Here is a 13,702-nt window from a genome sequence, read left to right as displayed (position 1 = left end):
TTCAAGCAGGGCATCACTCGGGGAGTGCGCTCAGGCGGAAGGCCCTTCCGTTACGAGCGTGAGCGCGCGCCGGGGACTAGTACCTACGCGCTCCCCGCCGCCTTCGACCGAGGTGATAGTCAGGCCAAAGAGCATCTTGTTCATCTCGTCGACGGTAAGGCCGAGTTCGTCGGCGACGGCGCTGGGGCGAACACCGGTCGAGCGGAGCCCTTGGAAGACCTTAGTCAACACCTGGGAGGTCTCCCTCTTCTTCATCCCTTGCGGCTCATCCGTCCGGTATCCCCGCTTACTCAGTTCGGCACAGGTGGAGCGGTACTGCCAGTCGGTCAGGAGATCAAGGTCGTGCATCCGGTATGTCAGCGCCATGGCGGAGACCTTCCAGATGCTCTTGCCCTTGATGATCTGGTCGACGTGCGCCCCGGCGGGCATGTGCCCGAGCACGCTTGCGGCCGGCATCAGGAAGGCGCTGGCAAAGTCGTTCGCCTGACGCTCAGCCTCTGGTCCCGAGCACTGCCGATCTGATCCGTGCATCACCAGATGACCGAGTTCGTGTGCCGCATCGAATCGGCCACGCTCGACGGACTTCAAGGTGTTGAGGAACACGAACGGCACCGTCCCCCGCCACACCGCGAAGGCATCCACCTCCGCGTAATCGGGGGCGAGCGAGAAGACCCGTACGCCATGGGCTTCAAGCACATGGACCATGTTGGGCGCCGGAGCGTTGCCGAGGCCCCAACGGGTTCGAACCATCTCCGCGGCGGTTTCCGGATCAGGCTTGCCAAGTGACGGGATGTCTGGGCCCGGAAGCCGGAAGTGCCGGTCGATCCAGTCGTAGAGCTGAGCTGCGAGGGTTCCCGCAGCACGGGCTGCCTCCAGCGTGCGCGCGGGCGTCTTGGTCCGAGCACGCCACGAGATCCCCTCGGCGGGCAACTCGTCGAGTTCTGGCCCGCTGAAGAAGGTTTCGGGAAAATCGAGGGACTGAGCCAGGCGCCTGACGGTGTCGCGGCGAGGCTCGGTGCGCCCGGTCTCGTAATTGGACAGGCTCTGCAGGGAGACATCCGCCCGCTGCGAAAGCTCCGCGAGGGTGAGTCCCCGACGCTTTCGTGCCAGCGTGATGCGTGATGGAGTCACCATGGTGAGACTGCCTCGGTTGTAGGTGGTGCAGTGTGCGGCACCAGAAGTCCAATGCCGCACAAGGACGGTGGATCAACGAAACTCGACAGGGATGTCGATCTCGTCGGGGCCATCTTCGTCCAGGCGTTCGATTCCGTCCATTTCCAGGACGGGAAGAGGGATGCGCTTCTTCCACTTCACCACATATCCCCGCTCGACCTTGTCGGGCAGGGAGAGCTCGCTGTGTATGTGCACGGCGTCACCGACCTGGACGCGGTATGCCACCAGGAACCAGATCTGAAGTTGCTCGGACTCCTCCGGGCTGAGGCGGACTTCGTTCCGCGCCACCGGCGCCGAGAAGAGCTCAAGCTGAGCGTTCTGCTCTGCGGCACGCTCAGTGGCAGCGCCTCGTTTGTGCAGGTTCGTGGGGTGCAGTTCCCGATTACCTGTCGCGGCATCCCCGACCATGACCCCGATGGCGATGGTCTTGTCTGCGTTGCAGACCAGCTCCAGATGGTCATGGAGAAGTCGCTTCCACCCTTCCTTCCGGATGTGCATCTCCCTGATGATCCGGACGTGCTCTTGATACGCCCTGGTCCCGGGGGTGTTGGCCGGATGGTTCAGGGTGGCCCCGCGCCGCGCAGCTTCGCCAGCACGCAGCGCCGGATGCAGGTACTCCACCTTGGTGCCGACGGCGGCAAGCTGCGCGTGGACGTCATCGGGTTTGGGGGCAGCAAGGGGTTGGGCGGCCATGTAACCTCCGGGTTCGCGACGCGATCTTATAAGGACGGTACCGCATGTGCGGTGGCAGATTTATAAGAATGGTCATGCGCGCCTGATCGGTAGCGGCGGGCAGCGAGACGCACTGGCTGATCTGCGCGGTGGGAAACGATCTCGGAGAGCATGGGAAACGATCTCTGCAGCCCTTGAGCATTCGCTGACCAGCCCATTCCGTCGGTTCCCCACAGATGAAGCCCCGCAGGTCTTGGACCTGCGGGGCTTTCGCGTTGTCCGGGGTCGGGGCTGAGTGGGCCCGGGTCGCCTCGGGCTCGTCCCGGGTCGCGCCAGGGCGTCTCGGGTGAGGACAATCACAGGGAATACCTGGTGTTTTCCACAGACGTGGAGTTGTCCACAGGGACTCACACGGGTCGGTGCCCGGCTGTACCGTCGTGGCGAGTTGATGTTCGTGCACGGGGGAGGCGGTCGGAATGAGCGAGAGCGGTGGCGCGGTGGCGGCACGGACTGAGCAGGCGGGACGGGCCAGGGGTGCCGGGGTGCGCGGGTTCGCGCAGTGGCCGGCGCAGGGGTTGCCCAAGGAAGAGGGCAAGGCGTTGCGGGAGCGGGTGCCGCGAGCCGCGCATGGCTCTCTCGGCGGGGACGGTGGCCGTCCCGGTGCCGTGACCGCCGTTGAGGAGTCCAACCGCGGCCGCATCCCCGACCTCACGGCGATACGGGTCGGAAGGATGGCGGCCACCCCCTTCGCCTTCCTGCGCGGTTCGGCCGGACTCATGGCGTACGACCTGGCGCGTACGCCCATGACGGGCATCGGCGCGCAGATCTGCGGTGACGCGCACGCCGCGAACTTCGGCCTCTACGCGGACGCGCGCGGCGGCCTCGTCATCGACCTGAACGACTTCGACGAGACGGTGCACGGGCCCTGGGAGTGGGACCTCAAACGGCTCGCTACCTCGCTGGTCCTCGCGGGCCGGGAGGCGGGAGCGGACGAGGACACCTGCCGCAAGGCGGCGCACTACGCGACCGGCTCCTACCGGCGCACCATGCGGCTGCTTGCCAAACTCCCGGTCCTGGACGCCTGGAACGCCATCGCCGATGAGGAACTGGTCTCGCACACCGACGCCCACGACCTGCTGGGCACCCTGGAACGGGTCTCGGAGAAGGCGCGGGCCAACACCAGTGGCCGCTTCGCCGCGAAGTCGACGGAGCCGGTCGAGGGCGGTGGGCGCCGCTTCGTCGATGCGCCGCCGGTGCTGCGGCGCATACCCGACGCGGAGGCCGCCGGGGTGGCGGCGTCGCTGGAGGAGTACCTGACCACGCTCTCCGAGGACCGCCTCCCGCTCCTCGCGCGGTACGCGGTGCACGACGTCGCGTTCCGAGTGGTCGGCACGGGAAGCGTGGGCCTGCGCTCGTACGTGGTGCTCCTGCTGGACCACCGGGACGAAGCTCTCGTCCTCCAGGTGAAGGAGACCCGCCCCTCCGCCCTGCTGCCGCACCTGAGCACGGCGGGCCTGACGGTGCCGGAGGTCGAGCACGAGGGCCGTCGTGTCGTCCTCGGCCAGAAGCGCATGCAGGTGGTGAGCGACATCCTGCTCGGCTGGACCTCGGTGGACGGGCGGCCTTTCCAGGTACGCCAGTTCCGTAACCGCAAGGGCAGCGTCGACCCTGCGGCCCTGGCCGCCGACCAGATAGACGATTACGCCCGCATGACAGGTGCCCTGCTGGCCCGCGCCCATGCCCACAGCGCCGATCCCCGACTGATCGCGGGCTACTGCGGCAAGAGCGAGGAACTGGACGAGGCGATCGCGTCCTTCTCGGTGGCCTACGCGGACCGCACCGAGGCGGACCATGCGGAGTTGGTGAGGGCTGTGCGGGCGGGGAGAGTCGTGGGGGAGTTGGGGGTCTGAGCTTGAGGTGGGGGCGGGGGGGAGGGGGAGCCCCCCCTCGGGCCTGGCCGGCGGACCGGGAATTCCCACACCCACTTGCGCAGCAGACCAAGGCCTTTGACAAGCCGGGCAGCTCAGGACCCCGTGCACGGGTGCTCCGGTGGGCGGTCGGCTCGTGACCTAGGCTGGGTGGGTGATGACCCCGGAAGCTGAGCAGTCCCAGCCCGAGCCGCCTGTTGAGGAGACGTCTCCGGAGCCGTCGGCGGATGATGTCCCGTCGGCCGGGGACGAGGTGACGGCTGGGGACGAAGCACCGGTCGGCGAGGATTCCACCAGCGAGGATTCCGGAGAGCAGCAGGCGCGGCCGGAGGAGCGGTTGGAGCGGGCCGTGCGTGCGGCTGAGCAGGCGTTGATCGAGTACGAGATCGCGGTGGAGACCTTCCGCGTCGAGGTGGAGAACTTCTCCCGGTTGCACCACCAGAGGCTCGGGCCGATGTACGCGCGGCTCGACGAACTGGACGCGCAGATCGCCGAGGCCCGGGCCGCCCGCACCGGCGACCCGGAGGACACGCGCAAGGCGCAGGAGGCGCGAGCCAGGGTCATGCCGATGCCGGGGGTCGAGGAGCTGTTCCATGGCTGGCTCGACTCGGACGGGCTGTCCCCGGAAGCCTCTGCCATGCTGACCGAGCAGCCGGTACGGCCACCGCAGCGCGTGCGCCCGAGCGACGAGGCCCGCAAGCTCTACCGCGAACTGGTCCGCAAGGCGCACCCCGACCTGGCGCAGGACGACGCCGAGCGCCGGCGGCGCGACGAGTTCATCGCCCGGGTCAACGCCGCGTATGCCCGCGGAGACGAGGTCCTGCTCCAGGAGCTGTCCGAGGAGTGGGCCGCCGGGCCCGTACCCGAGGAATGGCGTCCGAGCCGCAGCGAGGAGCTCTACGTTCGCCTCGAATGGCTCGCCCAGCGCAAGGAACTGCTCAGCCTCGTCGCCCGTGATCTGGAGGAGGGCGCGATCGGCGCGATGCTCAAGCTCGCCCCGGACGATCCTGACCGGCTGCTGGAGGAGATCGCCGAGCAGCTGCTGACGCAGGTGAGTGAGCGCGAGGCGGAGCTGGCGGAGTTGCTCGGCTAGCTTCACCGGGCTGCCGGTTGGCTTCACAGGGGCGCGGCTCCCCGTGAGGCACCCCGGACGCAGGTGGTGGATGGGTCGGGTAGCGTCGGGAGTATGCATTTCGGAGCTGGTGTGCCCACGGTCGAGGTCGGAGATCTCGCGGACGGAGCCTTTCTGCTGGACGTCCGGGAGGACGACGAGTGGCAGGCCGGTCACGCGGCGGGGGCGCTGCACATCCCCATCAGTGAATTCGTGGCGCGCTACGGCGAGTTGACCGAGACGGCGCCGCAGGACGGCAGGATCCATGTGATCTGCCGCTCGGGCAGCCGTTCCGCGCAGGTTGCGATGTACCTCGTCCAGCAGGGCATCGACGCGGTGAACGTCGACGGCGGTATGCAGGTCTGGGCAGCCACCGGCCGCCCCGTGGTCGACGACAAGGGTCAGCCGGGCTTCGTGCTTTAGCGCTCCGCTGGGTGAGGCGGTTTGAAGCTGCGGGTGCGTTGTGGCTGGTCGCGCCCCGCGGCGGAGCCGCATATGTCCACAGCCCCGCGCCCCTGAAAGGAAGGCCTGCGGCCTCCTTAGGGCGGTGGCGCAGCGGACTTCAGCAAGTCCGCTCAGCGACGCGTCACGCACGGCGTCCCGCGAGGTGCCCGGCCCTCAGCGGTTCCAGCGACCACGCGCCGCCCTTCGCCGCTCACCCCAGCGCATGCGCCGCCAGCAGATCACCCAGCGTCTCCTCATGGGCTGCTGCCGGGCCGAGGGAGAGTTCCAGGTGCTTGGCCCAGGCGTGGTAGCGGTGCAGTGGGTAGTCGGTGTCGGCGCCGAAGCCTCCGTGCAGATGTTGCGCGGTCTGCACGACGCGTCGTACGCCCTCGGAGGCCCAGATCTTGGCCATGGCGATGTCGCCGGACGCGGGCAGCGCCCCGCCCGCCCGCGAGCTGATCCGCCACGCGGCCTGCCAGAGGGTCGCCTCCATGGCGCGCAGGTCGATATAGCGGTCGGCGGCCTGCACGGCCACCGCCTGGAACGTGGCGACCGGGAACCCGAACTGCTCCCGCTTGCTGGTGTATTCACTCGTCATCCCCAGGACGCCCTCGCCGAGGCCGAGCGCCAGCGCACACGTTCCGGTGGCGAGCAGATCCCGCAGCGATTCCCAAGCGCCGTCGGCGTCGATGACGTCACGGGCGGCGAGGCGTACGGAGTCCAGCCGGAGTTCGCCGAGCCGCTCACCTGTCGTGGAGACCTGCTCGGCGGGTACGGCGCCTTCGTGGCCGCGAGGTACGAGGGCGAGCACGGCGCGGCCCGAACCGGTGCTCAGCGCGGGCACCACGACGAAGTCCGCGTTGTACGCCCAGGGCACCGCTGTCTGCACCCCGTCCAGCACCCACGCGTCGCCTTCCCGGCGTGCGGTGACGGCCAGTTCGGCACCGTCGTGTCCGGTGCGGCCGTTCGCGGCGACGGTCAGCACCACCTCGCCCCGCCCGGCCCGCGCCAGCAGCTCCGCCTTCAACTCCTCACCGCCGTACGTCTGCACGGCCAGCGCCGCCGCACTGCTCTCCAGCAGCGGCACCCGCGCGAGCACCTTCGCCGACTCGCGCAGCACCAGGCACAGCGCGATGGCGTCCAGGCCCGCCCCGCCGTAGCGCGCGTCGAGCAGCAGGCTCAGCAGGTCGGCGTCGGCGAGCTTGGCCCACAGCGCCCGGTCGAAGTCGTCCGCGACGGCGCCCGCAGTGAGCGCGGGTGAGGGCACCCCGTCCGGTGTGACCCCGGCGAACACCGCCTTCGCCGCCTCCACGGCCGCCTGCTGTTCCTCGCTGAAGCTGAAGTCCACGGCCTGTCCTCCCGCGTACCTGATCCATCGGACGGAGCTGATGGACCGACGATGGATCTGACGGAGCGTCAAGGTAGAACAGGTTCTACGAAAAGGGAACGGTGCGACAACAACGGAGCCACCGGCGAGCGCAGCTCACCACCGCCGGAGCCAACTGGGACGAAGCTCACCGGTCGAAGTCCAACTCCACCCTCTCCGTGGCCGGATGGGACTGGCACGCCAGCACATATCCCGCTTCCGTCTCCTCCGGTTCCAGCGCGAAGTTGCGGTCCATCCGCACCTCGCCGGAGACCAGGAACGCCCGGCAGGTCCCGCACACCCCGCCGCGACAGGCGTACGGCGCGTCGGGGCGGTTGCGCAGCACCGTCTCCAGGAGCGGCTCGCCGTCCCGCACGGGCCAGGTGCCCGCGCGCCCGTCGAGCCGCGCGGTGACCGTGCTGTGCGCGGGAGCCGGCACGGTGGCAGCCGGTGCGGCCCCGTCGTCGACATGGAAGATCTCCTCGTGGATACGGCTCCGCGCCACCCCGAGATCGCGCAACGCCCGCTCCGCCCCCTGCACAAGCCCGAACGGCCCGCACAGAAACCAGCCCGCCACCGCGTCGAGGGGCAGGAGCGCCGGCAGCAGCTCCGTGAGCCGCTCCCGGTCGAGCCGCCCGGAGGGCAGGCCGGCCTGCTGCTCCTCCCGGGAGAGCACCGTCACCAGCTGGAACCGCTCCGGAAAGCGGTCCTTCAGATCGGCGACCTCTTCGAGGAACATCGTCGAGGCGGGCGTACGGTCGCTGCGTATGAGGCAGAACCGCGCCTCGGGCTCCCGAACCAGCAGCGTCGTGACGATTGACAGCACGGGTGTGATGCCACTGCCGCCGACCACCGCCGCATACAGCCCGGGTGCCGGTTCGAGCGTGAAGCGTCCGGCCGGTGTCATCACCTCCACCTCGTCGCCCACGCCGATCTCCTTGAGCGCGTACGTCGAGAAGGCCCCGCCCTCCACCAGCCGCACCCCGACCCTCAGCGTCCGGGGGCCGTCGCCGTCCGCGGGCGCCGGCGAGCAGATCGAGTACGTACGCCGTATCTCCGTGCCGTCGACCGTGTGCCGCAGCGCCAGGTGCTGGCCAGGTGCGTACCGGTACTCCTCGCGCAGTTCCGGCGGCACCGCGAAGGCCAGGGCGACGGAGTCGTCGGTGAGCCGGTCGACCGCGGCCACCGGGAGCGTGTGGAACCGGGCCATCACAACTCCTTGAAGTGGTCGAACGGTTCACGGCAGGACAGACAGCGCCGCAGTGCCTTGCACGCGGTGGACGAGAAGCGGCTGAGCAGCTCGGTGTCGGCGGAGCCGCAGTGCGGACAGCGCACGGGGTCCGCCTCCAGGCTCGCATCCGGTGGGGCGTCGGCCATCCTGTCCGGAGCGCGGGCGGCTGTCCGCGTCGGGCCGAGCGATATCGGAACCGGCCCCGTCGCCCGCTGCGTACGTGGCGGTGCTATCCCGAATTCCCGTAGCTTGCGGCGTCCTTCGTCCGAGATGTCGTCCGTCGTCCAGGCAGGGGAGAGGACGGTCTGGACGGTCACCTGCGGCACCCCGTGCTCGTGCAGCACCCTCGCGATGTCCGCCGACATGGCCTCGACGGCCGGGCAGCCGGTGTACGTGGGCGTCAGCTCGACCTCGACCGCACCGCCCCCACGGACATGGACCGCGCGGAGCACGCCCAGCTCCTCCAGGCTGAGGACCGGCAGCTCGGGATCGGGCACGGAACCGGCGAGCCTGCGCAGCTCCTCTTCGAGGACGGTCGTCTCCTCCCCGAGGAGAGTCGCCTCCTCTTCGATGGGCGTCGTCCTGGTCACCATGACGCCCCCGGGTGGCTGCGGTGCAGATGCTGCATCTCGGCGAGCATCCGCCCGAAGGGTTCCGTATGCAGCCCCTGGCGTCCGGCGCCCGCGGTCCACGCCCCGGACCGCGGTCCCTCCGGAACGTCGAGGGTTGCCCGGCGCAGGACGGCGGAGACGGACTCCAGCCAACTGGTCTCCAGATCACTCCAGTTGACGTCCACACCCTCGACCGGCTGGAACATCTCACCGGTGTACCGCCACAGCGCCTCGCACGCCCGCCGCATCCGCTGATGGCTCTCGGCCGTGCCGTCGCCCAGTCGCAGCGTCCACTGCTCGGCGTGGTCCTGGTGGTAGGTGACCTCCTTGACGGCCTTGGCCGCGAGCGGGGCGAACTCGCCGTCTCCGGCGGCCAGTTCCGCGTACAGCAGTCGCTGGTACGTGGAGAAGTACAGCTGGCGGGCGATCGTGTGGGCGAAGTCGCCGTTCGGCTGCTCGACCAGCTGGAGGTTGCGGAAGGCGCGCTCCTCGCGGAGGTACGCCAGCTCGTCCTCGTCGCCAGCCATCGACAGGAGGACCCGCGCCTGGCCCAGCAGGTCGAGGGCGATGTTGGCGAGGGCCACTTCCTCTTCGAGGACGGGCGCCTTGCCCGCCCACTCCCCCAGTCGGTGCGAGAGCACCAGGGCGTCGTCGCCGAGGGCGAGGGCGGCTGCGGAACCGGCGGTGACCGTCACAGGTGCTTCACTCCTTCCGGGATGTCGTAGAACGTCGGGTGGCGGTACGGCTTGTCGGCGGCCGGTTCGAAGAAGGGGTCCTTCTCGTCCGGTGAGGAGGCCGTGATCGCGGTGGACGGGACCACCCAGATGGAGACGCCTTCGCCGCGCCGGGTGTACAGATCGCGGGCGTTGCGCAGCGCCAGTTCGGCGTCCGGCGCGTGCAGGCTGCCGGCGTGGGTGTGCGAGAGTCCGCGGCGCGAGCGCACGAAGACCTCCCACAGGGGCCAGTCGTTGGTGGTCATGCTCGCGCCTCCCTGTTGCCCGAGGCGTGTTTGCCGGCGTACGCCGCGGCCGCGTCCCGTACCCACGCGCCTTCTTCGTGCGCCCGCCTGCGCTGCGTTATCCGCTGTTCGTTGCACGGGCCGTTGCCCTTGAGGACCTCCCGGAACTCCGTCCAGTCGATCGCTCCGAAGTCGTGGTGCCCCCGCTCCTCGTTCCACTTCAACTCCGGGTCGGGGAGCGTGAGTCCGAGGGACTCGGCCTGGGGTACGCAGATGTCCACGAAGCGCTGGCGCAGTTCGTCGTTCGAGTGCCGCTTGATCTTCCAGGCCATCGACTGCGCGGAGTGCGCGGACTCGTCGTCGGGCGGGCCGAACATCATCAGCGAGGGCCACCACCAGCGGTTCACCGCGTCCTGCGCCATCTCGTGCTGCTCCGGCGTGCCGCGGCTGAGGGCCAGCAGCAGCTCGTATCCCTGGCGCTGGTGGAAGGACTCCTCCTTGCAGACGCGGACCATCGCGCGCGCGTACGGACCGTAGGAGCAGCGGCACAGGGGCACTTGGTTGGTGATCGCGGCGCCGTCCACCAGCCAGCCGATGGCGCCCACGTCCGCCCAGGTCAGCGTCGGGTAGTTGAAGATCGATGAGTACTTCTGGCGGCCGGTGTGCAGCTTGTCGAGCAGTTCGTCGCGGCTGGTACCGAGCGTTTCCGCCGCGCTGTAGAGGTAGAGCCCGTGTCCGGCCTCGTCCTGGACCTTGGCCATCAGGATCGCCTTGCGACGCAGGGAGGGCGCGCGCGTGATCCAGTTGGCCTCCGGCTGCATGCCGATGATCTCGGAGTGGGCGTGCTGCGCGATCTGCCTGACCAGTGTCGAGCGGTAGGCGTCGGGCATCCAGTCGCGCGGCTCGATGCGCTCGTCGGCGGCCACGGCGGCGTCGAAGACAGCCTCGTACGCCGCTGTCCGCGCGGCCTCGTCCGCCGTCCCGTCCGCCGGTGCGCGGGCGGTGCGGTGCTCGGCTGCTGTCGCCATATGGTCCCCCTCGACCTCGATCAAGCTACCGACCGATCGTTCGGTTCGTCCGATTCAATGGTGGGACGAGGGCCCTAAGGTGTCAACCGCTGTGGATAACCCGCTGTGGACAACGTCACGGTCGTGGCCGCTGTGTTCGCTGGGGCTGTGCCGGGCGGGCGGCCTTAAGTACCGTGCCGGTGCGAACGTCGCGGCGCGGCACCCCGCGGGCGGTACGGCACCTCGCCGACCGGCGACAGGCATCTGGCGGACATTGGGAAACGGGGCGGAATGGACGCGTACGACCAGGGCTCGAACCCCCGGCACGAGCCGCCGGACGAGCCCGAGCCCGCCGCTGCCGACTCCCACCCGCCGAACGACCGCGCAGCTCCCGCCGAGCCTCCACCGAACCACCCGGCTCTCCCACCGAACGACCCCGCGCCCCCTCCCCCCACCGGCACAGCCGTCCTCTCCATTCGCTACCAGATCGCCGTCGCCCTGGCCCTCGCCGTCGTCACGGTCGCCGCCTGTGTGCACCTCGGCACGATGTTTCTGCACGTCGCGCCCTCGAACACGGTCACCAAGCAGCACGGACAGGCGATCGACGAGTGGGTCTATCCCGAGTTCGAGCAGAACTGGAAGCTCTTCGCCCCCAACCCGCTCCAGCAGAACATCGCGGTCCAGGTCCGCGCCGAAGTGCGCGCCGCGGACGGCGGCATCCGGACGACCCGCTGGTACGACCTCTCCGCGCTGGACGGTGCGGCCATCGACGGCAATCTGCTGCCCAGCCACACCCAGCAGAACGCACTGCGCCGCGCCTGGGACTTCTATGTGGCCACGCACGACGACGAGAACCGTCCCGACGGACTGCGCGGCGCCCTCGCCGAGCGCTATCTGCGCCGCCTCGTGGTGCTGCGTCTGGACCGTGAGCAGGCGGGCGGCAGGGGCGCGGTCGTCCAGCAGGTCCAGATCCGCTCCCGTACGACCAATGTGCCGCCTCCGGAGTGGAGCACGGAGCAGGTGTCCGACAAGCCTGTCTTCCGAGAACTGCCCTGGTGGCCGGTGACCGAGACCGACCGGGCGGCGGGCACGCGCGACATCGGCACAGAGGCGGGGACCCAGTGAGTAGCGACGACCGCATCGGCACCCTCGAGAACAAACCCCGTCTCGACCGGAAACTCGCGCGCGGCATCGCCTGGGTCACAGGCTCGGCGCTCGGCCCGTACCAGACCGCCGTGATACGCATCGGCTTCGCCGCCACCTGGCTGCTGTTCCTGGTGCGGGAGTTCCCGCACCGCCGGGACATGTACGGGCCCGACGGCCCCTGGAGCTGGGACCTCGCCCAGCAGCTCATCGCGGACAACCACGCCTTCACGGCCCTGATGTGGTCCGACAGCCAGACCTGGTTCGAGATCGTCTACGCACTGGCCGTGCTGTCGAGCGCCCTGTTCATGCTGGGCTGGCGCACCCGCGCCATGTCCGTACTCTTCATGATCGGCGTGCTCTCGCTGCAGAACCGCAGCGTCTTCATGGGCGACGGCGGCGACAACGTCATCCACCTGATGGCGATCTACCTGGTGTTCACGCGCTGCGGCCAGGTGTGGTCCCTGGACGAGCGGCGGGAACGCCGCGCGCGTGAGGCACGCGCGCGTGGCGAACGCTGCGGCCCGGACAGGGTGGGTCCCGCCCTGTGGGGCGTGCTCGGATTCCTGCTGGCCGCGGCCACGCTCGCGGGGAAGATCGACGGCGGCTTCCTGGGCGGCTGGCTGACGGTCTTCTGGGGGCTGTGGGCGGTGCAGGGCCTGTGGTGGGTCGTCTCACGCCGTGCGCGGACCGCCGAGCCGCGGATCTTCCTGGACGTCGTCGCCAATCTCGTCCACAACACCGCCCTGTTCGTGATCATGGCCGAGGCGTGCCTGATCTATGCGACCGCCGGTTGGTACAAGATCCAGGGCTCGCGCTGGCAGGACGGCACCGCCGTCTTCTACCCGCTCCACCTCGACTACTTCTCGCCCTGGTCCGCCCTGTCCGGCCTGCTGACCGCGAACGGCACGCTGGTGATGCTGGTGACGTACGGGACGGTCGTCGTGCAGGTCGCCTTCCCCTTCACGCTGTTCAACCGGCGGGTGAAAAACGTCCTGTTGGCAGCCATGATCACCGAGCACGCCGTGATCGCCGTGGTCCTCGGCCTGCCGTTCTTCTCGCTCGCCATGATCGCGGCGGACGCGGTCTTCCTGCCGACGTCCTTCCTGCGACGCCTCGGCGGACGGGCGGCACGCGCGCGCGTGCGGCTGTTTTCCCGCGGCCGCCGCCCTGCGATCCCGGGGCCCCGCAAGGGTGATCAGCGCACCCCGGAGGAGGCCGAGCACCCGCACGTAGGCTTCACCGCATGACGGCCCCCCACGACCCCGTACGCGCCTGGCACCGGCTTGCCAGCACCTCCGTACTGCTCGACGGCTTCCACGCCCTCAAGCACGCCGTACGCTTCCACGCCGAGGTCCCGGTGGCCGTCACCCCCGACCGGCGGGCCGCCCTGACGCTGGCCGAGGAACTGGCCCCGGATGTACGGGACACGCTCGACGGGCTTCTGGCGGAGGTCCCGGAGGACGTCTTCAAAGCCCTCGTACCCCGTCCACACCCCACCGCGGTGGCCGCTTTGGCGGTACGTCCCTCCCGTGCGGCCAACCTGGAGACGCTGGCCCGCGTCCCCCGTCCCGCCCCCGTCGTGGTCCTCGACAATCCGCGCAACCTGGGCAACGCCGGAGCCGTGATCCGCCTCGCCGCCGGCTTCGGGGCGACCGGTGTGGTCACCACGGGCACCCTCGACCCCTGGCATCCCACGGTCGTACGCGGCGGGGCGGGGCTGCACTTCGCTACGGCCGTGGAGCCGCTCGCCGTGCACGAACTGCCTCCGGGCCCGGTGTTCGCCCTCGACCCGGAGGGCGAGGACATCCGTGGCCTCAAGCTCCCGGACGACGCCCTGCTCGCCTTCGGCTCCGAGCGCAGTGGACTGTCGCCCGAACTGCGCGCCTGCGCCGACCACTTGGTGTCCCTGCCGATGCGCCCCCAGGTCTCCAGCTACAACCTCGCCACCAGTGTGGCCATGACGCTGTTCCACTGGAGCGCGGCCGGGGGCGGAGCCGGAAGCGGGCCGGTGCCGGGCGGCCCTGACGTCCGCCCGGCCTGACCGTCCGGAAGGCG

Annotated in this window: 14 protein-coding genes; 6 read left to right on the top strand and 8 right to left on the bottom strand. The window is 69.8% G+C overall.

The window, feature by feature from the left end; translation table 11 throughout:
• Window positions 1-30 precede the first annotated feature (30 nt).
• Window positions 31-1,134, bottom strand: a complete 1,104-nt coding sequence (locus IEZ21_RS13040; RefSeq protein ID WP_189322043.1) for a helix-turn-helix domain-containing protein — start codon at window positions 1,132-1,134, stop codon at window positions 31-33.
• A 72-nt stretch (window positions 1,135-1,206) separates the two neighbouring features.
• Window positions 1,207-1,866 carry a hypothetical protein gene (locus tag IEZ21_RS13035; protein WP_189322042.1) on the bottom strand — a complete coding sequence of 220 codons (660 nt, stop codon included), beginning with the start codon at window positions 1,864-1,866 and terminating at the stop codon, window positions 1,207-1,209.
• A gap of 455 nt (window positions 1,867-2,321) precedes the next feature.
• Here IEZ21_RS13035 and IEZ21_RS13030 point away from each other — a divergent pair, with 455 nt between their 5' ends.
• The 3 genes from IEZ21_RS13030 (at window position 2,322) to IEZ21_RS13020 (ending at window position 5,307) form a co-directional block, all read left to right on the top strand.
• Complete coding sequence (locus IEZ21_RS13030; protein WP_189322041.1) at window positions 2,322-3,755, top strand: DUF2252 domain-containing protein; 1,434 nt, start codon at window positions 2,322-2,324, stop codon at window positions 3,753-3,755.
• A 172-nt stretch (window positions 3,756-3,927) separates the two neighbouring features.
• Complete coding sequence (locus tag IEZ21_RS13025) at window positions 3,928-4,866, top strand: J domain-containing protein (protein WP_189322040.1); 939 nt, start codon at window positions 3,928-3,930, stop codon at window positions 4,864-4,866.
• A 111-nt stretch (window positions 4,867-4,977) separates the two neighbouring features.
• Window positions 4,978-5,307 carry a rhodanese-like domain-containing protein gene (locus IEZ21_RS13020; RefSeq protein ID WP_189322269.1) on the top strand — a complete coding sequence of 110 codons (330 nt, stop codon included), beginning with the start codon at window positions 4,978-4,980 and terminating at the stop codon, window positions 5,305-5,307.
• Window positions 5,308-5,539: 232 nt separating this feature from the next.
• On the opposite strand, the gene IEZ21_RS13015 is transcribed toward IEZ21_RS13020, so the two are convergent.
• The 6 genes from IEZ21_RS13015 to paaA all read right to left on the bottom strand — a co-directional run bounded on the left by IEZ21_RS13015 (window position 5,540) and on the right by paaA (window position 10,522).
• Complete coding sequence (locus IEZ21_RS13015; protein WP_189322039.1) at window positions 5,540-6,676, bottom strand: acyl-CoA dehydrogenase family protein; 1,137 nt, start codon at window positions 6,674-6,676, stop codon at window positions 5,540-5,542.
• Between the two features lie 166 nt (window positions 6,677-6,842).
• On the bottom strand, window positions 6,843-7,904 hold the full coding sequence (locus IEZ21_RS13010) for a 2Fe-2S iron-sulfur cluster-binding protein (RefSeq protein WP_189322038.1): 1,062 nt from the start codon (window positions 7,902-7,904) through the stop codon (window positions 6,843-6,845).
• Complete coding sequence (gene paaD, locus IEZ21_RS13005) at window positions 7,904-8,518, bottom strand: 1,2-phenylacetyl-CoA epoxidase subunit PaaD (RefSeq protein WP_189322037.1); 615 nt, start codon at window positions 8,516-8,518, stop codon at window positions 7,904-7,906. Before paaD ends, IEZ21_RS13010 begins: the two co-directional genes overlap by 1 nt.
• The gene (paaC, locus tag IEZ21_RS13000) at window positions 8,512-9,231 is read right to left on the bottom strand and encodes a 1,2-phenylacetyl-CoA epoxidase subunit PaaC (RefSeq protein ID WP_189322036.1); all 720 of its coding nucleotides are present in this window, start codon (window positions 9,229-9,231) and stop codon (window positions 8,512-8,514) included. The genes paaD and paaC overlap by 7 nt, the downstream gene beginning before the upstream one ends.
• Window positions 9,228-9,515 (bottom strand): 1,2-phenylacetyl-CoA epoxidase subunit PaaB, encoded by a 288-nt coding sequence (gene paaB, locus IEZ21_RS12995; protein ID WP_165338871.1) that lies wholly within the window; start codon window positions 9,513-9,515, stop codon window positions 9,228-9,230. The genes paaC and paaB overlap by 4 nt, the downstream gene beginning before the upstream one ends.
• Complete coding sequence (gene paaA, locus IEZ21_RS12990; RefSeq protein WP_033320565.1) at window positions 9,512-10,522, bottom strand: 1,2-phenylacetyl-CoA epoxidase subunit PaaA; 1,011 nt, start codon at window positions 10,520-10,522, stop codon at window positions 9,512-9,514. The genes paaB and paaA overlap by 4 nt, the downstream gene beginning before the upstream one ends.
• A gap of 270 nt (window positions 10,523-10,792) precedes the next feature.
• Between paaA and IEZ21_RS12985 the strand changes: the two genes are divergently transcribed.
• From IEZ21_RS12985 to IEZ21_RS12975, 3 genes are read left to right on the top strand one after another with little or no spacing between them, the layout of a single operon-like run.
• The gene (locus IEZ21_RS12985) at window positions 10,793-11,626 is read left to right on the top strand and encodes a DUF5819 family protein (RefSeq protein WP_189322035.1); all 834 of its coding nucleotides are present in this window, start codon (window positions 10,793-10,795) and stop codon (window positions 11,624-11,626) included.
• Window positions 11,623-12,894 carry an HTTM domain-containing protein gene (locus IEZ21_RS12980; RefSeq protein WP_189322034.1) on the top strand — a complete coding sequence of 424 codons (1,272 nt, stop codon included), beginning with the start codon at window positions 11,623-11,625 and terminating at the stop codon, window positions 12,892-12,894. The genes IEZ21_RS12985 and IEZ21_RS12980 overlap by 4 nt, the downstream gene beginning before the upstream one ends.
• Window positions 12,891-13,688, top strand: a complete 798-nt coding sequence (locus IEZ21_RS12975) for a TrmH family RNA methyltransferase (protein ID WP_189322033.1) — start codon at window positions 12,891-12,893, stop codon at window positions 13,686-13,688. Before IEZ21_RS12980 ends, IEZ21_RS12975 begins: the two co-directional genes overlap by 4 nt.
• The last annotated feature ends 14 nt before the right edge of the window (window positions 13,689-13,702 follow it).

This window comes from Streptomyces flaveus (assembly GCF_014647675.1).
In the GTDB taxonomy this organism is placed as follows: Bacteria; Actinomycetota; Actinomycetes; order Streptomycetales; family Streptomycetaceae; genus Streptomyces; species Streptomyces flaveus.
This window is presented reverse-complemented; position numbering and strand designations above follow the sequence as displayed.